The organism is Arthrobacter tumbae, assembly GCF_016907495.1.
GTDB classification, from domain to species: Bacteria; Actinomycetota; Actinomycetes; order Actinomycetales; family Micrococcaceae; genus Arthrobacter_D; species Arthrobacter_D tumbae.
Window position 1 is genome coordinate 2,280,760 of the sequence record NZ_JAFBCC010000001.1, and the last position, 20,244, is coordinate 2,301,003.

Here is a 20,244-nt window from a genome sequence, read left to right on the forward strand (position 1 = left end):
CATGGGTGGAATATCAACGAATTGATGGCTGCTGGTGCTGGTCGTGTTGAGTACGGGCTTGTGTCCTTCTGCTGGTCCCCTGTGTGGGGGTTGGTGTGGGGGGTGTGGGTTTGGGAAAGGCGTGGTTGGTGGTGGTGGTTTCATTGTGTGGCACACTGTTGGGTCCTGAGGCAACAGGAGTCTGCATCCTTTTGGGGGTGTGGGTTGTTGGGGTTTCTGGTTTTCCTGGGCATGTCTGCTCACGTCTTGATCCTGTTTGTTTGGGGTTGTGGGGTGTGGGTGGTGTGTTGACTGGGGTTGTTGTTTGAGAACTGCATAGTGGACGCGAGCATCTTAAATTTTGTGTATGCACGCAATCGTTTGTCGTACTGCTTCCTTTGGGGGGTGGTGTGGTGGTTGTGTGTGATCGTCAAGTTTTTAAGGGCACACGGTGGATGCCTTGGCATCAGGAGCCGAAGAAGGACGTGGGAATCTGCGATAAGCCTGGGGGAGTTGATAACCGAACTTTGATCCCAGGATGTCCGAATGGGGAAACCCCGCTCAGCGCGCGAGTGACTGGGTGACCCGTACCTGAACACATAGGGTGCGTGGGGGGAACGTGGGGAAGTGAAACATCTCAGTACCCACAGGAAGAGAAAACAATAGTGATTCCGTTAGTAGTGGCGAGCGAACGCGGATGAGGCTAAACCAGTGGTGTGTGATAGCCGGCGGGCGTTGCATCTCTGGGGTTGCGGGACTTTCCGTATCAGTTCTGCCGGACTGGTGAAGTGAGTGCAGGCGTATAGGTGAACGGGTTTGAAGGCCCGACCGGAGTGGGTGAGAGTCCCGTAGCTGTAATGCGTGCTGCCGCTTGGAGAGTATCCCAAGTAGTACGGGGCCCGAGAAATCCCGTGCGAATCTGCCAGGACCACCTGGTAAGCCTAAATACTCCCTGATGACCGATAGCGGACCAGTACCGTGAGGGAAAGGTGAAAAGTACCCCGGGAGGGGAGTGAAATAGTACCTGAAACCGTGTGCCTACAATCCGTTGGAGCCAGACTTGTTTTGGTGACAGCGTGCCTTTTGAAGAATGAGCCTGCGAGTTAGTGTTACGTCGCGAGGTTAACCCGTGTGGGGTAGCCGTAGCGAAAGCGAGTCTGAATAGGGCGAGTGAGTGGCGTGATCTAGACCCGAAGCGAAGTGATCTACCCATGGCCAGGTTGAAGCGACGGTAAGACGTCGTGGAGGACCGAACCCACTTCAGTTGAAAATGGAGGGGATGAGCTGTGGGTAGGGGTGAAAGGCCAATCAAACTTCGTGATAGCTGGTTCTCCCCGAAATGCATTTAGGTGCAGCGTTGCGTGTTTCTTGCCGGAGGTAGAGCTACTGGATGGCCGATGGGCCCTACAAGGTTACTGACGTCAGCCAAACTCCGAATGCCGGTAAGTGAGAGCGCAGCAGTGAGACTGTGGGGGATAAGCTTCATAGTCGAGAGGGAAACAGCCCAGACCACCAACTAAGGCCCCTAAGCGTGTGCTAAGTGGGAAAGGATGTGGAGTTGCTCAGACAACCAGGAGGTTGGCTTAGAAGCAGCCATCCTTGAAAGAGTGCGTAATAGCTCACTGGTCAAGTGATTCCGCGCCGACAATGTAGCGGGGCTCAAGTACACCGCCGAAGTTGTGGATTTCAAATGTTAGCCAAGCCGGAGACTTGTTCTCCTGAGTTCAGGCGTTTGGAGTGGTAGGGGAGCGTCGTGTGGGCAGTGAAGTCGCGGTGTAAACCAGCGGTGGAGCCTACACGAGTGAGAATGCAGGCATGAGTAGCGAAAGACGGGTGAGAAACCCGTCCGCCGAATGATCAAGGGTTCCAGGGTCAAGCTAATCTGCCCTGGGTAAGTCGGGACCTAAGGCGAGGCCGACAGGCGTAGTCGATGGACAACGGGTTGATATTCCCGTACCGGTGAAGAACCGCCCATACTGAACAAGGGATACTAACCACCCAAACCACCTTCCCGTGGTCTTCGGACCCAGTGTTGGTGGGGAGCGTGGGACCTGATCTTGGGAGGTAAGCGTATTAACAGGTGTGACGCAGGAAGGTAGTCGGGCCGGGCGATGGTTGTCCCGGTCTAAGGATGTAGGAGGGACCATAGGCAAATCCGTGGTCCTGGTTTGGATACCGTCTCTGAGACCCGATGGGCCCCGCTTTTTGGTGGGGATCCGATGATCCTATGCTGCCTAGAAAAGCATCGGCGTGAGGTTCCAACTGCCCGTACCCCAAACCGACACAGGTGATCAGGTAGAGAATACTAAGGCGATCGAGAGAATTATGGTTAAGGAACTCGGCAAAATGCCCCCGTAACTTCGGGAGAAGGGGGGCCCCAACCGTGAACCACACTTGCTGTGGGGAGGCGGATCGGGGCCGCAGAGACCAGGGGGAAGCGACTGTTTACTAAAAACACAGGTCCGTGCGAAGTCGCAAGACGATGTATACGGACTGACTCCTGCCCGGTGCTGGAAGGTTAAGAGGACCGGTTAGCCCTTACGGGCGAAGCTGGGAATTTAAGCCCCAGTAAACGGCGGTGGTAACTATAACCATCCTAAGGTAGCGAAATTCCTTGTCGGGTAAGTTCCGACCTGCACGAATGGAGTAACGACTTCCCCGCTGTCTCAACCATAAACTCGGCGAAATTGCACTACGAGTAAAGATGCTCGTTACGCGCAGCAGGACGGAAAGACCCCGAGACCTTCACTATAGTTTGGTATTGGTGTTCGGTGTGGCTTGTGTAGGATAGGTGGGAGACTGTGAAGCTTGGACGCCAGTTCAGGTGGAGTCATCGTTGAAATACCACTCTGGTCACTCTGGATATCTAACTTCGGCCCGTAATCCGGGTCAGGGACAGTGCCTGATGGGTAGTTTAACTGGGGCGGTTGCCTCCTAAAAAGTAACGGAGGCGCCCAAAGGTTCCCTCAGCCTGGTTGGCAATCAGGTGTCGAGTGTAAGTGCACAAGGGAGCTTGACTGTGAGAGAGACATCTCAAGCAGGGACGAAAGTCGGGACTAGTGATCCGGCGGTACATTGTGGAATGGCCGTCGCTCAACGGATAAAAGGTACCTCGGGGATAACAGGCTGATCTTGCCCAAGAGTCCATATCGACGGCATGGTTTGGCACCTCGATGTCGGCTCGTCGCATCCTGGGGCTGGAGTAGGTCCCAAGGGTTGGGCTGTTCGCCCATTAAAGCGGTACGCGAGCTGGGTTTAGAACGTCGTGAGACAGTTCGGTCCCTATCCGCTGCGCGCGTAGGAAATTTGAGAAGGGCTGTCCTTAGTACGAGAGGACCGGGACGGACGAACCTCTGGTGTGTCAGTTGTACTGCCAAGTGCACCGCTGATTAGCTACGTTCGGATGGGATAACCGCTGAAAGCATCTAAGCGGGAAGCCTGCTTCAAGATGAGATTTCCATACACCATTTGGTGTGAGAGGCCCCCAGCCAGACCACTGGGTTGATAGGCCGGATGTGGAAGCGAGGACTAACGACTCGTGAAGCTGACCGGTACTAATACGCCGATAACTTGATACACACAAAACACTTTTATGCTACGCGTCCACTATGCGGTTCCCAACCAACAACCCACCAGGGAACACAACACAACTACATACCACAGTTGTAACCACACAAAGTTTTCCCACCCACACACCACAGCAACACCAGGTGCGCGGGGTCGGGTCACAGGGTTACGGCGGTCATAGCGTGGGGGAAACGCCCGGTCCCATTCCGAACCCGGAAGCTAAGACCCACAGCGCCGATGGTACTGCACCCGAGAGAGTGTGGGAGAGTAGGACACCGCCGGACAACACTTAAGGAAAGGCCTCACCGTGACGGTGAGGCCTTTCCTGCTTTAACCACCCCGATCAACACCCACTACAGTTCCACTATGGACAGCCTCTTCTCCCACAGCGACGCCGACCCCACACATCCGCAACCAGACACCCACCTGACGTCACTCGCTACCGAAGTGTCCGTTCCCCGGAGCCCGAACGAATCATTCGCCGGCTTCACCGACGGCATCCATTTGTGGTGGCCCGTTGATCAGACCCGGTTCGGTGAGGGCACCCACCCTGAATTCACCGACGGGGAGCTCTTTGAGGAGGATGCCGCCGGTAACTCGGCATCATGGGCAGCCGTGGCAGGAAAGACATCCGGCGGAATACTGGAGCTCACGTGGCATCACCAGGGCAATCCAAACTTCTCGAGCCGTGTCCTGGTGACCTTCACCCCGGCTGGCGGAAGCACCCACGTGAGCGTTGTTCACGATGGATGGACCGAAGGTGAGCTGGGTCGCGAGCAACGTGCAGCAGCGCCCGATTGGGCTACCGTATTGGCATCCTATCGGCGCTTCATGGGTGGGGCATCATGACGGACGACGTTTCGCGCGCGAGTCAGGCTCATATCTCAACCCTCGTAACGGAGCTGCGCCTCGGAATGGACAGCTCCCGAATCCTGACGGACGGCAGCGCGCTCGTACATTATTCGCGGGATCAGGGCCCTGTCGCGCAGCCGGCGGAGCCCGCCGTCGTCGTACTGGCGGAGAGTGTCGAGGAGGTCCAGCACGTTGTCCGGTGTGCCCACCGGCTGGGCGTGGCGGTAGTAGCACGCGGCTCCGGCACGAGCTTGTCGGGCGGCGCCCATGCGGTTCCCGGGTGTATCGTCCTCAGTCTCGAACGGATGAACCGTATCCTCGAGGTGCGGCCGGAGGATGAGCTCGCCGTTGTTGAGCCGGGCGTAATCAACGCGGACCTCAATCTTGCGGTTGCACCGCACGGCCTGATGTATGCACCCGATCCGGCGAGCCACACCATTTCCACACTCGGCGGCAACGTCGCCACCAACGCGGGCGGTCTGCGGTGCGCAAAGTATGGTGTGACTCGTGATTCGGTCCTGGCCCTCGACGTAGTTCTTGCCGACGGCGCGCTTATCCATACGGGGCACACAACATTCAAGGGCGTCGCCGGGTATGACCTGACGGCGCTGTTCGTTGGATCCGAAGGTACGCTCGGCATCGTTGTCGGGATCACGGTGCGCCTGAAGTATCTTCCCGTCGAGATTAGGACTCTCGCTGCGTTCTTTCCCAGCTTTCCGGCAGCCGCCGCAGGCGTTCTCGCCATCGGCGCTGCGCGCGTCCAGCCGGCCATTCTCGAACTTCTCGACGGCAGTACACTGGGCATTCTCGATGCCGCGTTCGAATCAAATCTCGCGGCCAGGGGCGGAGCTCTGCTGCTCGTCCAGACGGACGGTTTCGGAGCGGAAGCGGAATCCGCCGTCGTGCGTGAAGTCCTCACTCGGGCAGGCGCAACTGTCGAGGCTGAGGACGGCTCGGAAGCCACTATGCTCCTCGACTTGCGGCGAAATGCGAGAGGTGACGGCGTCGACGACGATTTCCGCGTCGGGGAGGACGTCGCTGTTCCGCGTTCTCAGTTGGTGCACTATGCTGCCGAGCTCGAACGGATGGCCGGCGAACACGAGGTGAGGCTTCGCCTTGTTGCACACGCGGGAGACGGGAACCTTCACCCAACGTTCTGGGTCCACCGGGACGAGGGCCAGGCAGGAATGCTCAGGCTGCATGCGGCGCTCGATGAGTCCGTGCGGGTTGCGCTTGCGCTCGGCGGAACGATCACCGGTGAGCATGGGGTGGGGCAGTACAAGCTGCGGTGGCTCGCGTGGGAACAGAGTGCAGAGGTGCTGAGCCTGCAGCGACGGATCAAGGAGGTGTTTGATCCTCTGGGAATACTCAATCCGGGCAAGGCGATTACCTAGATCGAACCCGAGGGAGCCGTCAGTCGCCGCTACCGTTGCCGGACCTTTCCGGCAGATAGACTGAATCACGCCAACGCCGCGGAAGAGGCCAGTGGCATCACACCTGAAGAATGGGGAAAAAACCGTGTCAGACAACACCACCGGTCAACCCGGCAACAATGGCGGCCAGGACGACTCCAGCCGGTACCCGGCGGGCCAGCAATGGCAGCAGCCGACGTCGTCCAGCCAGCCTTCCGGGCAGCAGCCGTCCGGTTACGGCCAGTCTTATGGCCAGCAGCCGGCGTCGGGCTATGGGCAGGCACAACAGTCCTCACCGTATGGCACGCCAGGCGGCTACGGCGGCGGTTACGGTCAGCCGGCGGAGAATCCCGGAAAGACGCTCGGTATCGTCGGTCTCATCTGCTCTATCATTATGCCGATCTCACTGATCGGACTGATCCTCTCGATTGTCGCCATGGTGAAATCGAAAAAGGCAGGAATGAGCAATGGCTTTGCCCTCGCCGGGATCATCATCGGTGCACTTTTCACGGTGATCGGCATCATTCTCATCATTGTGATCATCGCCGGCGTGGTTTTCACCGGACAGGCGTTCGAGTTCTGCCAGAACGCCGGGCCGGGTATCCAGGAGTTCCAGGGCCAGGAGATCGACTGCAGCCAGTTCCAGATCAACCCGTAACGAATCTGCGGAAACGGCAAGGCATCAACGCCAAAGCGTCCGCGGTTCCCGGCACAGGCTGGGGACCGCGGACGCTTTCTCGTGACTGACTCCGGAAGGACGGCTCAGCTGCCTTCCTGCGCTCCACCACTGATGATGTCCAACGTCTTGGTGTCAGCCGTCAGCATGATGGCGGCTTCGTCGCGGCGGTGCCGCAGCACGGAGTCGAGGTAGGACTGCACTGCTTCGGCAAGCGGAACGTTCCGGTCCTGCTTCTCTGACATGTACCAACGGTGCTCCAACACCTCATGGACCACCTCGGCAGGCTCAAGCTTTCCGCCAAGCTCCCCGGGGACTGCCCGAACGATCGGCGAGAAGACGTGGCTGAACCACTGATGCGCGCTGATCTCTTCGTCAAGGCCGGGCGTGTTGTCTGCCCGGTAGGCGTCCATGTCGTTGAGCAGCCGCCGGGCCTGGTTCTCCTGGGCGTCGATGCCGGTGAGCCGGATGAGGCGGCGGCTGTGGTGCCCGGCGTCGACCACTTTGGGCTGCAGCTGGATCTGGGAAGTCTCGGAGACTGTCCTGATGGCGTACTCCTCGACGTCGAATCCCAGCTCGTTGAGGCGACGGATTCTCGCGTTCACCCGCCAGCGTTCACCGAGCTCGAACGACTCCTTGTCGGTGAGTTCCGCCCACAGGCGCCGGTAGCTGTCCATGATGAGCTCGCTGGTAGCCAGCGGGTCCACCTTCTCCTCGATGAGGCCACCCTCGGCAAGGTCCATCAGCTCACCGGCGATGTTAACCCGGGCGATCTCGAGATCATACTCGCGCTGGCCGGTGGACAGTTCCGGATAGAGTTCACCGGTCTCGGCGTCCACGAGGTAGGCGGCGAAGGCTCCGGCATCGCGCCTGAACAGGGTATTGGAGAGGGACACATCTCCCCAGTAGAAACCGATGAGGTGGAGACGGACAAGGAGCAGTGCCTGGGCATCGATGAGGCGGGTAAGAGTGTCCTTGCGCAGCATCTGGGAGAACAGCGCGCGGTATGGCATGGAGAATTTCAGGTGGCGGGTGACCAGGACCGGGTTCAGGTCCTCGCCCTCAAGCGTCTTGCGGCCTGAAATGACGGCAACGGGCTCCACGCACGGAACGTCCAAACGCTGAAGCTTGCGGAGCATGTGATACTCGTGGCGAGCAATGTGCTCGCTGGTTTCCTTCACGGCAATCACGGATCCGCCGAGGTGGGCGAAGCGCACGATATGCCGGGAGATTCCTCGGGGAAGCGCGGCAAGATACTCGGCCGGCCATTCCTCCAGCGCCAGATGCCACGGGAGGTCGAGCAACTCCGGGTCGGTGGCAGCTGCCGTGATGCTGAGTGATCCCAGTGAGCCTTCGTTGAACGCACTCCGGGTCCGTGGGAGCTTGCCGGCCTGATCATAATCCGTTGGCTCGTGATGCCAATTGGCTTGGGTCGAATCAGTCATGGTGATCTGTGTGTCCTAACAACGACGGAAAGCCCCTGTTGGTTGAGTTTACCGTCAACCAACAGGGGCTTTACGCGGGATGTGTATCGAACCGCTAGCGGGTCAGGTTATTACACGTGGTCGGCCAGGCGAAGGCCGTCTTTGGTGTCGAACAGGTGCACGTGGCCCTTCACAGGCCGCACGTACACGGTGTCGCCCTTCATCGGTGGGCGGCGTCCGTCAACGCGTGCCACGATGTCGTGGTCCTGGCCGTTGAGCGTGGTGTGCCCGTAGAGGTACGCGTCAGCGCCGAGTTCCTCGACGACATCTACCTCAACCTGCAGGCCTTCGCCCGCACCGACGAGACCGAGATCTTCGGGACGGACACCCAGATGTACGGTGCCGCCGTGGGCCGAGCTCAGGACCTCGCGGGCAACCGGGTACGTGGTGTCACCGAACTTCACGCCGTCCTCCGAGGTGGGCAGCTCCAGCAGGTTCATGGCGGGGGAGCCGATGAAGCCGGCAACGAAGACGTTCTTCGGGCGCTCGTAGAGGTTGCGGGGGGTGTCCACCTGCTGAAGGATGCCGTCCTTCAGGACTGCGACGCGATCGCCCATGGTCATGGCCTCGACCTGGTCGTGGGTCACGTACACGGTGGTGACACCGAGACGGCGGGTGAGCGAGGCGATCTGTGTACGGGTCTGTACGCGGAGCTTCGCATCAAGGTTGGACAGTGGCTCATCCATGAGGAAGACCTGCGGGTTACGGACGATTGCGCGACCCATGGCAACACGCTGGCGCTGACCACCGGAAAGAGCCTTCGGCTTGCGGTCGAGGTAGTCCTCGAGGTCGAGGAGCTTTGCGGCTTCCCGGACACGCTGGGCGCGCTCTTCCTTGGAGATGCCGGCGATCTTCAGTGCGAAGCCCATGTTGTCGGCGACGGACATGTGCGGGTACAGCGCGTAGTTCTGGAAAACCATCGCGATGTCGCGGTCTTTCGGCGGAACATCGGTGACATCGCGGTCACCGATGAGGATGCGGCCGGAGTTGACATCTTCCAGGCCGGCCAGCATGCGGAGCGAGGTGGACTTTCCGCAACCGGAGGGTCCGACGAGAACGAGGAATTCGCCGTCTGCGATCTCGATGTTGAGACCGTCTACTGCGGGCTTATCAGTGCCCGGGTACAGGCGCGTAGCCTGGTCAAACGTTACCGTTGCCATTTTTTTCTTATCCTTTTCACGGGCAGGTACGTGCCCGACGATCCGTTGTGAATGGAAGTATTCAGTTGGAGTGATCAGGACGGAGGCCGAAGTGGACCCACCGTGAACTGCGTCACAAGAAGAAAGTATGGCACGAAGTCAGGCAGACACGCCAGCACGACGTAATGTCACCAACTCCTGAAGGACCTCAACGAGCTGCTCCGGCGAGGTGATGCGGTACGTCGCAGCGCTCTCTCCGTCACCGACCTTGAGCCCGACGTCGGGTGCCTCAAGGGTTTTCAGGGCGTGTTCGTCGGTAACGTCATCACCGGCAAACACCACTGCCGTTGCCGCCGTCAGTTCACGAAGCGATTGCAGACCCCTGCCCTTGTCCGCCTGCACCACAGAAAGCTCCACGACATTCTTGCCGTTGCTCAGGTGGACGCCGTCCAGTGACGACAGCGCGGTACGCGCCGCTGTTGCGGCTGACTGCGCCGTCTCGGTGTCAGCCGTCCGTGTATGCAGTACGACGCCGGCCGGTTTCAGTTCCAGCAGCGTGCCGGGGTGGGCATCGACCACCTGCTGGACGGCATCGGTCGCATGGCGGAGGATCTCGACCTGCGAGGGCGTCAGTTCAAGGGGTGCGCCACCGGGACCGGTCCACGTCTCGGCGCCATGGCTGCCGATGAGGAGCGTTTCCGGTTCCGGGGAGGCGACCAGACGGAGGCTGTCCAGTGCGCGTCCGGAGATGAGCGCCGTCGTCGTTCTCGGTAGTTGCGCAAGTTCACGCAGCGCCACCGCGGATCCGGGCAGCGCACGGGCGTCTTCGGCGCGGTCCACGAGCGGCGACATGGTGCCGTCGAAATCCAGCGCTACCAGCAGCGTCTCCGTAGCGGCCGCCGTCGCCAGGGCTGCAAGCAGTTCGGGGCTGAGCTTAGACAAGGAGGTCCTCCCGTGCGCCCTTCTGCAGTTCGGACAGGAAGGCTTTAGACCAGCGTTCCACGTCATTCTGCAGGACCTGACGCCGCATGGTGCGCATACGGCGGGTTGCCTCGGAGGCACTCATGTCGAGGGCGCCGCGGATGGCGCTTTTCAGACCGTCGATGTCATGCGGATTGACGAGGATTGCCTGCCGGAGAGTGTCCGCTGCTCCGGCGAACTCGCTCAGGACCAGTGCACCGCGGTTTCCGGTACGGGCCGCGACGTACTCCTTCGCCACGAGGTTCATGCCGTCGCGGAGCGCTGTCACGAGCATGACGTCGGCGGCCAGGTAGAGCGCGACCATTTCCTCCACCGGGTAGCTGTGGTGGAGGTAGCGGATGGCAGTGTTCTTGATGGTGTCGTAGGTGCCGTTGATGCGTCCGACGGCACCCTCCACCTCTTCCCGCAGGAGCCTGTACTGTTCCACCCGCTCGCGGCTGGGACTCGCAACCTGGATGAGGGCGGCGTCCTCGACCTGGATCAGTCCGTCGGCAAGTAGTTCCTCGTAGGCCTTCAAGCGGTGGCCGATGCCCTTGGTGTAGTCGAGGCGGTCAACCCCGAGCAGGATGTGTCTGGGATTCCCGAGTTCCCGTCGGATCTCCTGCGAACGTTCAATGATGTCGGGGCGGTTGGCCAGGTCCACGATGCGCTGGACGTCGATGGAAATGGGGAACGCCTCTGCCCGTGAGACGTAGTCCGGTGACCCGTCCGCGCCCTTCACCTGTACCTGCTGCTGGCGGACCGCCAGCCCCAGGAAACGGCGTACGCAACGCAGGAAGTTGCTGGCGTCGCTCGGCCGCTGGAACCCGATCAGGTCAGCGCCGAGCAGGCCCTCGATGACCTGGCGGCGCCACGGAAGCTGCGCGTAGATCTCCAGCGGAGGGAACGGAATGTGGTTGAAGAAACCGATCTTGAGATCCGGACGGGCCTCGCGGAGCAGCTTTGGGACAAGCTGGAGCTGGTAATCCTGCACCCAGATGGTGGCGCCTTCGGCCGCGACGGCCGCCGTCTCCGCGGCGAAGCGCTCGTTGACCTTCCGGTACGAATCCCACCAGTGGCGGTGGAACTCAGGTGGGGCGATGACGTCGTGGTAGAGCGGCCAGAGCGTCGCGTTGGAGAAGCCTTCATAGTAGAATTCGACTTCCTCAGCGCTCAGCGGAACGGGAACCAGCCGGATCTCACTGTGGTCAAAGGACTCGAGTGCCTCGTCCGCGGCGCCATGCCATCCCACCCACGCGCCGTCGGCCTTCTCCATCACGGGAGCCAGAGCGGTGACCAGACCGCCCGGTGAGCGCCGCCAGGAGCCGTTGCCGTCGTCGTCGTTCACGCGGTCAACCGGAAGCCGGTTGGACACCACTATGAATTCGAACTCACCGTACGGTGTGTCCCCTGATTGCATACTGTCTCCTCTGACGATCGTAGGCTCACTTACGACTTTAGCCGGTTGGGTGGGAAGGGGGAGCGGGCAGCTGCGTCACCTAAAATGGTGGGACGACGTAACCGAGTGAGCAACGAGGACTGATGACTTCCAGCAACCCCAGACCGAGCAAGGCACAACGGAAGTCAGAGTCGCGGGAGCAGGCTCGGCTGGTGGTTGAGGAGCGGCAGCGCCGGGAGAAGCGTGCATCCTTCCTCATCAAGTGGGGCGTCGTTGCCGCTGTCGTTGCGATTCTGGTGATCATAGGGCTGATCGTTGCCGGGAACATCCGGAACCAGGTTCCCGATGCCGGCCCCGCTCCTGCGCATGGCAATGAGTACGGCGGCATCATGCTGACCTCCACAACCGAGCTTGCAACCACCTCTGTCGAGAGTGTCGACGTCGCCTCTCTTCCGGATGAAGCTCCGAATCCGGCGGATCCCCCGCCTGGCGTCGAGGCGTCTGCCGCTGATCAGCCCGTCGCGGTTGTGGCGTACGTCGACGTGAACTGCGTGCACTGCGCCAACTTCGAGCAGACACACGCTGAGCAGATTCAGACCTGGCTGGATGATGGTGCCATCACTTTCGAGTACCGGAACGTCGCGTACCTCGACCCCAATTCGCAGACGGAGTACTCGTCGCGCGGTGCTGCGGCCCTGGCCTGTGTCGCGGACACCGCACCGCGGGCCTACTGGGATTTCTCGGCAGCATTGTTCGGAAACTTCGAAAACGGCGAACTCTCCGACGGTGAACTCGCCGAAATGGCGGCGACTGCCGGGGCCGGGGACATCTCCACCTGCCTGGAGGAAGACACCTTCCGGCCGTGGGTGAAGTTCGGCACCCAAGCGGCCGAGACCCATGGCATCAGCGGGACTCCGACGGTTTTCGTGGACGGTGAGGAAGTGCCGGACGCCGTATCCGACTTCGCCACGGTCACCCAGGAGAAGATCGAAGCGAAGAACTGAGGATCCCCCGGGTCCTGCTGATTTCCCGCCAGCGGCGGCGCTGGGCTAACCTTGTCTAGCGCTGTTGAACTTGGATGACGACGACGGCGCCCGCTGGCTCAGCCAGTCCGCCTCCTTAGCTCAGTTGGCCAGAGCACCGCTCTTGTAAAGCGGGGGTCGTCGGTTCGAATCCGACAGGGGGCTCCACTTACGGCTCCGCGATGTAGAGCAACCCGGTCAGAACGGCGCATTATTCTGCTCCATTTTGTCCGGACTGATCGATTTGCTGTCCGGTTTGCTCTCGTTCGGCCCAGACCGTGGAGCTGGCGCCGCTAATCGTTCGTGCATCATTCTGCGCTTGCTGTTGCTCCGCGGTGACCACGATGCCAGGCAGGTGCCCGGCCGCTGCGATCATTGTGCGCAGCTCAGCGACGGTGTACGGGGTGGGGGCCCTGCGGTGCGCCATGTAGTGGCAGTTCGGACAGAGGGGAACGAGGTCGACGATCGGATCGATCTCGTAACCGGGCCCAAGGCGTGCAGCAGGCACTGTGTGGTGGACATGGCTGAAATCGGCTCCCGGCGTCCCGTACGTAGCCTCGAAGTCGAAGCCGCATGCGTGACAGCTGGACCCGAGATGAGCGATCGCTACCGCTTTTGCCTCTGGGATGCGTTCGTACCGGTTGACGGGCACCCGCTGCAGTGCGGGCTCCGGGTAGGAGCCCGGGACCGGATCCACAGTGTCTGTGTTTCGAAAGGCGCCGTCCAGTAGATGGGCAGCCCAGACCTCTCTTATTGCAGTCTCGGTGTCCGGCGGAATGCGCCAAAAGGAGCTGAACTCTGCATTCCAGTCAATCTCCGGGATATGAACCACGAGCTCATTGATGCGCAGCTGCTCCCCGTCGGGCAGCAGGAAGTCGAATTGAATGTTGACGTACGTTGAACTGGCGGAAATGTCCGGATTGGCAGGTTGCACAGCGGACATTTCACCCACCGCGACACCATGCCCGATCAGGCCTTGCCTCTTTGGTCTGGCGTCCTGCACGAGCAGCCAAACCTCGGTGCCGGCGGGAAGATTCATCCCGTTGTCGAATGACCACTGTTCCAGATACCCTCCGGAGTTCTGCACCTCGGCAACAGCCGACGCATAGAGCCCATTCCAATGTCTGGTGCCCGGGTTCCAACCCAAAAGTACCGCTGCCATTGCTTCAGTGTGTCACCTTAGGCGCCGGACTCCCGCCGGTATCTGAACTCATGGTTACTGAAAGGTAATCTCAAGACCCGTGCAAGTTACTCTCATGACTTGATGAAACCCTTGACGCTCGAAGCGTCAGAGACAGATGCTGGGATTACGCAGTACAGCAGGACTTACCGGGGGCGGATATGGGAACCATCAAGTGCAAGACGTGTCCAGGAACGTGGACAGTGACGACAGCCAAGGCTGAAACCGTGATCGCACGGAATCACGTCTATCTGAATCCGGGCCACCGGACGGCGACTGTGTGGAAGGAACAGCACGAAGAGGACAATCCTTCCTAGCGCTCTCTACCGGGCTGTGCGCAATTTACCCAGACCGCCAGCGCGCTGGAACCAGGGGGCCCGTCCGTCAGCCCACCAGGCGCTTTGCGCGCTCGACGGCCTTGCGCAGCTCATCCTGTTTGGTCTTGCGGGACAAGGATTGAGGGCCAACGCCGGGCGCCTTGATAACGGTGACCCGGGGAACCCGATCCTGCAGGTGCTTGTCCCAGGTCTGCTGCACGGCGTCGCTGCAAAGCAGCACCACCTCAAGTCGCGGCAGGAGGCGCAGGACTGAGCCCAACGCCTTGGCGCCGGCCGTCCGGTTGTCGGCATTGGGATTCGACACAAGGAACGGGACCATATTCCACATCAGGACGCCTTCATGCAGGCCTGCTGAATCGCGTTCTATCCAGCAGCGTTCTGCGGCGCTGTCTGGGTTGTCGACGGACATGATGCCGGTGCCGCTTTCGGAGAGTACTTCCTCCTGCGGGCGGTCCAGTACGAAAAGAACGCGGGCCTGATCTCCCGCGTCTGCAGGATCGAAGTGGGGGACAGGGGCTGACTTGGTGGCTGTGTAGCCGGCGCGCCACAGCTCCAGGCTCTGAATGTGCGGGGCGGTCGCCAGCATGGATTTGCGGTTCTCGAGAACCGCATCGTCGGCCAGGGCTTGCGGATGATCGAGGTACATATCTCCACTGTATCCGCGCGCAGCCACTTCGTATGCGTCGGGTTGGAGATCCAGCACGTTGACCCGGCATCCATCAGTAGGTGCCCGGATGATGCGCACAGTCCTCCACCGAAAGATCAGGCGGCGCGAAGCCAGGTGACAGTGTGTCCCCAACCGCCATGGTCTACGTCGATCGGCTCGCCGTTCTGGCCGGAGCATAAGTCGACGGGTTCACCGAAACCCTCACAACTGCGGTCCGTGCACCGCTCGGAAAGGGTGCCGGCGTACTCATTGGCGAACTCGAGCTCCCACTGATCGACCTGGCAGAGTGCCCACGCATTACCCTGATCGGCAAGATTGCGGAGTTCCTCAATGGTGTAGCGATGACCTCGCTGCGGATGGCGAATGGGGGCTGCAGTGGTGCTGGACGGGGAGGCTGAAGTAGTCATGCGATCAAGGTACTGCGCGGCTCTGACATTCTTGCGGGAAGGAATCAGTGAGTCCTGAATCGGTTATGAATCCGCCGGCCGTAGCGCCGACTGAACAGCCACGATGCTGGTGCCGTAGGTGGCGTCATAGGCATTCTGGAGAGTCCCGTCGTCGTACACCACCGTGACAAACAGGTAGCCGTTCTCAATCCACGAAGTGAGCACAGGGGAACCCTCCACCTGATGAAGTTCCTGCTGCAGCGACTCCAGTTCGCCGGCCGCACCGGCGCCGGGGTTGGACGGATCGGTGCGGGGATCGATGGTCGCAGGTGGGTCATACAGGGCAAGCGGAACCGGCTGCTCCGTGACGGTGAAAGCTTCGCCGTCCCAGGTCCCCCGGACGGCATAGGTGCCCCAGGTGACACCACCGGCACTCTCGGAGTGCTCGGCGGCGCTCCAGTCCCATCCGACGATTTCCGGGCCGGAACACTGTGGGGGATAGGACTCCATCACGCCGCCCAGGCAAAACATGGCCGGGCCGTCACCGGCGGACAGTACAGTGCCCTGACCGACCAGTTCTTCCGGGGAGGAGGCCGTGAAGTCGTCGAGCGGGTCGCTGCCGGGTACCGACACCGCGCCGCACCCGGACAGGAGGAGTGCAGCCGCAGTGCAGATCGCGAGGCTTCTCACCAGACCGTCTCCAGATCGGCGTGGACCGCTGCGAGGAGGCGCTCCCGGTCATCGAGCAGATCCACCGGCCGATCGCCATGAAGCGACCCATTGGGTGCAACGAACCACTGCAGGATGTGGCGGTCCTTCCAGCCGGCGTCCAGACCGATTTGGGCCACTTCCGCGAGGATGGGACGCACAGTGTGCGTCGTTGAGTCGAACTGGAAACCCGGGTACAGGACGCGCCCGGCCTTCGTTGCGACACCGAGAATTCTGCGTTCGGCGGCGAGGCAGCCTGCCGGTGGCCAGTGGGAGCCCAGCAACGCGTCAACCTCTGCGCCGCTCAGTAGCCCGAATTCCAACTCGATGGCAACCCACCTGGCGCAGGCCGCCCTCACGGAACGCGAAACCGCGTCCTGGTATGCAGTCGCCTCACGTACGACCCGGGCTGAGCCGCCTCTCATAGGGCAAAGGTACTGCTATTAGGCGGGCAATAGAACAGTTGATGGACAATCGACGCATAAACGCGACATCATGCGTTTACGACGACGGCGCACACGCGTCATTCAATGCCTCCACAGACTCTGCCGGCACCTCGTCGCCGGCTGCCGCGATGTCACGGAGCGGGTCGGTGATCTCAGCCGGAACGCCGGCGGTCTCCGCGGCGTCAACCAGTCCGCCGAGCAGTTGCCGATCTCCGGCACTGACATTCCCGTCGTTGACCAGTGAACACACCTGGGACTGGACTTCCTCCGCGGCGGCTCCGGCCACCTGGGACGCCGCGTCGCTTGCTATGTCGCCTGCGGTTTCCTCAATTTGATTGCAGCCTACGAGCAGGGCGGCCAGAGGGATGAGCAGGGACAGTGCGGCGATTTTCTTCACGGTTCCAGTCTACGGGCGCAGTGCCCGACGGGCTGCGGCTGCTAGCGGTCCAGATCCTCCGGCTCGAACTGACTCAAGGGCGACCCACCGAAATTCGCCTCGTCATCACTCGCGTCCACTTCCTCACCGCTCATCGGATCACCGAAATCGACGTCGGATGCGGCTTCGCCGATGGTGGGTTCTTCCGGCGGCACCTGCTCCTCTCCCTCGCGGAAGCGCGTTTCCTCAGTCTCGTCGCGCAGGCTCTGATCGCTTTCCTCAGCAGCCGCGCCTGCCCCTGGCTCGTCCTGCAGCAGAGGATCCTGCTGCCAGTTCTCCGGGTCATTCTCGGCAGCCGTGGGATAGCCGTCCGGTTGCCCGTCCTGCACGGGGTCCAGGGCCTCGGGCGCGATCGACTCGTTCACGGCGTCCGGCTCTTCGCCGACCACGTGCAGTTCCTCATCGGGGAGATTCTCAGTCATGACCGATCCTTTCGACGATTGCGTTCCGGGGATTTCGTCCCGGAAATGTAAGCTTACTGATCATTCAAGGTCGAGGCTAGCCGGGTGGAGGCTCCCCAGGTTCGGCTAGCCTCCACCCGTGCCGTCAGCCTGCGTGATCCCGCCAGCTGTGTTGTGGTTCGAACCCCAGCAGGCGCCGCGCCTTTTCAATCGACAGCAGCGTTTCATGTTCGCTGACATCCTTCACCACGTCGACGCCGGGAAACACCTCCGCCGCCAAAGAGGCGCTCGATCGGCTCATCACGGTGTCCGAGGCCGCGATGATGAACCGGTCAAAGCCGTTCTGCGCGTTCTCAAGAGCCCGCAGCACAGCCTGGGCGCCGTCCCGGCCGTCAATGTATCCCCACAGATTCCATTTCCGCAGCAGTGGATCCGAATTGAATGATGGAAATTCCGCGTAGTCCGCCGGGTCCATCACGTTGGAGAACCGCAGCGCCGTGATGCTCAGCGTGGGATCCCAGCGGGTCAACTGGATAGCCATCTGCTCTTCGAGGTGTTTCACCAGCGAATAGGTACTCTCCGGGCGTGCGTCATACTTCTCATCGACCGGAATGTACGGAGGGTCCTCATCGAATGGAAGCCCCAGGACTGTCTCGCTGGAGGCGTAGACGATCCGTTGGATTCCGGCTCGCCTGCAGGCCTGGAACACGTTGTAGGTTGCCAACATGTTGTTGTGGAAAGTGGCGGAATCAGGCTGCAGCCCCGGTGCGGGGATCGCAGCGAGATGGACGACGGCGTCGAAACCTGAGTGCCGGTCATCCACACCCAATAACGCGTCGAGCACGTGACCGTAGTTGGTCAGGTCGATCGATAGGAAGCCCGGCCCGCGCTCGCCGTGCACGTCGAATCCATGGACCTCGTGTCCGGCCTCTTTCAAGCCCGCTACAACACTGTGTCCCAGCTTGCCGTTGGATCCCGTTACCGCGAGCCTCACGCGGGCCGCTTGTCAGGGGAGGTGGTCTTGGCCGCGTCGGTTTCCGCCAGGTGGCCGATCGCTTCATCGATCTGCTTCATGAGGGCGGGCTCCAGCGTGACGCCCGCGGCCGCAACGTTGGACTCGACCTGCTCGGGGCGGGATGCGCCGATGATTGCCGAGGCAACGTTGGGGTTCTGCAGTACCCACGCGATGGAGAGCTGCGCCATGCTCAGGCCGGCCTCCTTGGCGAGGGGCTCAAGTTTCTGTACTCCAGTGAGGACCTCATCTGACATCCAGCGCTTGATCATGTCCGCGCCGCCCTTGTCATCGGCAGCACGCGAACCCTGTTCCGGTGCCTGGCCGGGCTTGTACTTGCCGGTGAGGACGCCCTGGGCGACGGGCGACCACACGATTTGGGAAATGCCGAGCTCTTCCGATGCCGGCACCACCTTCTCCTCGATGACCCGCCACAGCATCGAGTACTGCGGCTGGTTGGAGATGAGCTGGAAGCCCAGCTCCTTCGCGAGCTTGTGCCCGGCGTGCAGCTGCTCCGACGTCCACTCGCTGACACCGATGTAGAGGGCCTTGCCCTGCCTGACGACGTCGGCGAACGCCTGCATGGTCTCTTCGAGGGGAGTCTCGTGGTCGTATCGGTGGGCCTGGTAAAGGTCCACATAGTCAGTTTGGAGGCGGCTCAGGGAGCCGTCGATCGACTCCATGATGTGCTTGCGGGATAGACCGGCGTCGTTGTGACCTTTGGGGCCGGTGGGACCCCAGACCTTGGTGAAGACTTCGAGCGATTGCCGGCGCTCACCCTTGAGGGCTTCCCCGAGGACCGTCTCGGCTGCGGTGTTGGCGTACACATCCGCTGTGTCGAAAGTGCTGATGCCGGCGTCGAGGGCTGCGCGGACGCACTGGGTGGCGACGTCGTTTTCCACCTGGGAGCCGTGCGTGAGCCAGTTTCCGTAGGTGATCTCCGAGATCTTGAGTCCGCTGTTTCCGAGATATCTGAATTCCATGGTCTCGATGCTATCCATGCCCTGGCCCAGCGGTACAGGCAACCCCCCAGGCGACGCAGGCTCCCGGAGTGCCAACGGCTACACTGAATCGACGCCTTCCGACCAGTTGTGATTGAGGACCATGGGTACGTTTACTGCTCGATTTGCCACTGCGGAAGAACGCGGGAACTGGGATTCCCTGGTCACCGCCAATCCGAACGGCGGCAACCTGTTGCAGTCGGCGGCTTTCGCGGAGGTCAAGTCCCATCATGGCTGGAAGCCGCTGTTCCTCGTGTTTGAATCTGCCGAGTACGCCACCTACAACATCGTCCTCGAGAAAAAGGTCCCGCTTCTCGGGAGCCTCTGGTATCTGATCAAGGGCCCGGATGTTGCTGCCGCCGAGGACGTTCCGGCGGTTTTGGACGCCTGCAAAACCTTCATCCAGGAGTCAAAGCTCGCAGTCTTCGCGGTCAAAATCGAGCCGGATATCGAGGACGACGGCGGCGTCCGGACCCTCTTCCGGCGCGCGGGCCTGGTCAAGTCCTTCAATCTGCAGCCCAACGACCACACGGCGATCCTCGACACCACCCCGGAACCCAACCAGCTGCTGCGCAATCTCCACTCCCGGGGGCGCAACGCCGTCCGGCGGGCAGAGCGGGAGGGCGTCACCGTGCAGCAGGTGGAACCCACGGACGAGAACTTCCGCACGATGTACCGTCTTATGGCGCACATTGAGGACCGGTCAGCCGCACGTCTCCGCTCGTTCGAGTACTACCGGCGGTTCTGGGCGAACTTTGTCTCCGCCGGCCAGGGTCGGCTTTACTTTGTGCATGAGAACGGTGAGCCTTCGGTCGGCGCCTTCGTGATCAATTACGGCCGCAAGGGCACCTACAAGGACGGCGGATCCAAGCCGGGCCGCTCTCAGTACGGTGATTCGCATCTCCTTCAGTGGAGGGCGATCAACGATCTCAAGGCCGAACACAATATTGTGGAGTACGACTTCTGCGGAACTCCCCCAAGCGATCAGCTAAAGGACAAGAGCCACCAACACCATGGCCTCGGCCTGTTCAAAACGAGCTTCACCAAAACGGTCACCGACTTCGTGGGTTGTTATGACCTGGTGCTCAGCCCCCTGAAGTACCGTGCATGGCAGAAGCTGGGCGAACGAATCATGCGCCAGGTGTACTGGCGGCGCACGCACCAACCGTTCTACTGACC

Annotated in this window: 18 protein-coding genes, 1 tRNA gene and 2 rRNA genes; 8 read left to right on the plus strand and 13 right to left on the minus strand. The window is 61.2% G+C overall.

Annotated features, from left to right (window positions below; genetic code table 11):
- Nucleotides 1-407 precede the first annotated feature (407 nt).
- The 5 genes from JOD47_RS10960 to JOD47_RS10980 all read left to right on the plus strand — a co-directional run bounded on the left by JOD47_RS10960 (nt 408) and on the right by JOD47_RS10980 (nt 6,468).
- Nucleotides 408-3,557: ribosomal RNA gene (locus JOD47_RS10960) — 23S ribosomal RNA — on the plus strand.
- 156 nt (nt 3,558-3,713) lie between these two features.
- A 5S ribosomal RNA gene (gene rrf, locus JOD47_RS10965) occupies nt 3,714-3,830 on the plus strand.
- An 82-nt stretch (nt 3,831-3,912) separates the two neighbouring features.
- The gene (locus JOD47_RS10970) at nt 3,913-4,395 is read left to right on the plus strand and encodes an SRPBCC family protein (protein WP_204534242.1); all 483 of its coding nucleotides are present in this window, start codon (nt 3,913-3,915) and stop codon (nt 4,393-4,395) included.
- On the plus strand, nt 4,392-5,792 hold the full coding sequence (locus tag JOD47_RS10975) for an FAD-binding oxidoreductase (RefSeq protein WP_372432804.1): 1,401 nt from the start codon (nt 4,392-4,394) through the stop codon (nt 5,790-5,792). Before JOD47_RS10970 ends, JOD47_RS10975 begins: the two co-directional genes overlap by 4 nt.
- A gap of 124 nt (nt 5,793-5,916) precedes the next feature.
- Entirely contained in the window at nt 5,917-6,468 is a 552-nt protein-coding gene (locus JOD47_RS10980; RefSeq protein WP_204534244.1) for a DUF4190 domain-containing protein, read from the plus strand.
- A 104-nt stretch (nt 6,469-6,572) separates the two neighbouring features.
- Here the strand turns inward: JOD47_RS10980 and JOD47_RS10985 are convergent, their stop codons facing one another.
- The 4 genes from JOD47_RS10985 to otsA all read right to left on the minus strand — a co-directional run bounded on the left by JOD47_RS10985 (nt 6,573) and on the right by otsA (nt 11,489).
- Nucleotides 6,573-7,931, minus strand: a complete 1,359-nt coding sequence (locus JOD47_RS10985) for a DUF4032 domain-containing protein (RefSeq protein WP_204534245.1) — start codon at nt 7,929-7,931, stop codon at nt 6,573-6,575.
- 110 nt (nt 7,932-8,041) lie between these two features.
- Nucleotides 8,042-9,130: an ABC transporter ATP-binding protein gene (locus tag JOD47_RS10990; RefSeq protein WP_204534247.1), complete on the minus strand. Its 1,089-nt coding sequence runs from the start codon at nt 9,128-9,130 to the stop codon at nt 8,042-8,044.
- A 138-nt stretch (nt 9,131-9,268) separates the two neighbouring features.
- A complete protein-coding gene (otsB, locus tag JOD47_RS10995; RefSeq protein WP_239548076.1) occupies nt 9,269-10,051 on the minus strand; it encodes a trehalose-phosphatase in 783 nt (260 codons plus the stop codon).
- Nucleotides 10,044-11,489, minus strand: coding sequence for an alpha,alpha-trehalose-phosphate synthase (UDP-forming) (gene otsA / locus JOD47_RS11000; protein WP_204534256.1), 1,446 nt, complete (start codon nt 11,487-11,489; stop codon nt 10,044-10,046). The genes otsB and otsA overlap by 8 nt, the downstream gene beginning before the upstream one ends.
- Before the next feature lie 122 nt (nt 11,490-11,611).
- Between otsA and JOD47_RS11005 the strand changes: the two genes are divergently transcribed.
- Both JOD47_RS11005 and JOD47_RS11010 read left to right on the plus strand, forming a co-directional pair.
- A complete protein-coding gene (locus JOD47_RS11005; protein WP_204534258.1) occupies nt 11,612-12,472 on the plus strand; it encodes a DsbA family protein in 861 nt (286 codons plus the stop codon).
- A gap of 109 nt (nt 12,473-12,581) precedes the next feature.
- Nucleotides 12,582-12,658 (plus strand) — tRNA-Thr (locus JOD47_RS11010).
- Between the two features lie 43 nt (nt 12,659-12,701).
- Here JOD47_RS11010 and JOD47_RS11015 read toward each other — a convergent pair.
- The 9 genes from JOD47_RS11015 to JOD47_RS11055 all read right to left on the minus strand — a co-directional run bounded on the left by JOD47_RS11015 (nt 12,702) and on the right by JOD47_RS11055 (nt 19,047).
- Nucleotides 12,702-13,652 carry an HNH endonuclease gene (locus JOD47_RS11015; protein WP_204534260.1) on the minus strand — a complete coding sequence of 317 codons (951 nt, stop codon included), beginning with the start codon at nt 13,650-13,652 and terminating at the stop codon, nt 12,702-12,704.
- 402 nt (nt 13,653-14,054) lie between these two features.
- Entirely contained in the window at nt 14,055-14,654 is a 600-nt protein-coding gene (locus JOD47_RS11020; protein ID WP_204534262.1) for a uracil-DNA glycosylase family protein, read from the minus strand.
- 116 nt (nt 14,655-14,770) lie between these two features.
- On the minus strand, nt 14,771-15,082 hold the full coding sequence (locus tag JOD47_RS11025) for a hypothetical protein (RefSeq protein ID WP_204534264.1): 312 nt from the start codon (nt 15,080-15,082) through the stop codon (nt 14,771-14,773).
- 63 nt (nt 15,083-15,145) lie between these two features.
- Nucleotides 15,146-15,751 carry a hypothetical protein gene (locus tag JOD47_RS11030; protein ID WP_204534266.1) on the minus strand — a complete coding sequence of 202 codons (606 nt, stop codon included), beginning with the start codon at nt 15,749-15,751 and terminating at the stop codon, nt 15,146-15,148.
- Complete coding sequence (locus tag JOD47_RS11035) at nt 15,748-16,194, minus strand: hypothetical protein (RefSeq protein WP_204534268.1); 447 nt, start codon at nt 16,192-16,194, stop codon at nt 15,748-15,750. Before JOD47_RS11035 ends, JOD47_RS11030 begins: the two co-directional genes overlap by 4 nt.
- 76 nt (nt 16,195-16,270) lie before the next feature.
- Nucleotides 16,271-16,612, minus strand: a complete 342-nt coding sequence (locus JOD47_RS11040) for a hypothetical protein (RefSeq protein WP_204534270.1) — start codon at nt 16,610-16,612, stop codon at nt 16,271-16,273.
- Between the two features lie 41 nt (nt 16,613-16,653).
- Nucleotides 16,654-17,073, minus strand: coding sequence for a hypothetical protein (locus JOD47_RS11045; protein WP_204534272.1), 420 nt, complete (start codon nt 17,071-17,073; stop codon nt 16,654-16,656).
- 124 nt (nt 17,074-17,197) lie between these two features.
- Nucleotides 17,198-18,046 carry an NAD-dependent epimerase/dehydratase family protein gene (locus JOD47_RS11050; protein ID WP_204534274.1) on the minus strand — a complete coding sequence of 283 codons (849 nt, stop codon included), beginning with the start codon at nt 18,044-18,046 and terminating at the stop codon, nt 17,198-17,200.
- A complete protein-coding gene (locus JOD47_RS11055) occupies nt 18,043-19,047 on the minus strand; it encodes an aldo/keto reductase family protein (RefSeq protein WP_204534276.1) in 1,005 nt (334 codons plus the stop codon). The genes JOD47_RS11050 and JOD47_RS11055 overlap by 4 nt, the downstream gene beginning before the upstream one ends.
- A gap of 121 nt (nt 19,048-19,168) precedes the next feature.
- Between JOD47_RS11055 and JOD47_RS11060 the strand changes: the two genes are divergently transcribed.
- On the plus strand, nt 19,169-20,242 hold the full coding sequence (locus JOD47_RS11060) for a lipid II:glycine glycyltransferase FemX (protein WP_204534278.1): 1,074 nt from the start codon (nt 19,169-19,171) through the stop codon (nt 20,240-20,242).
- Nucleotides 20,243-20,244: the final 2 nt, after the last annotated feature.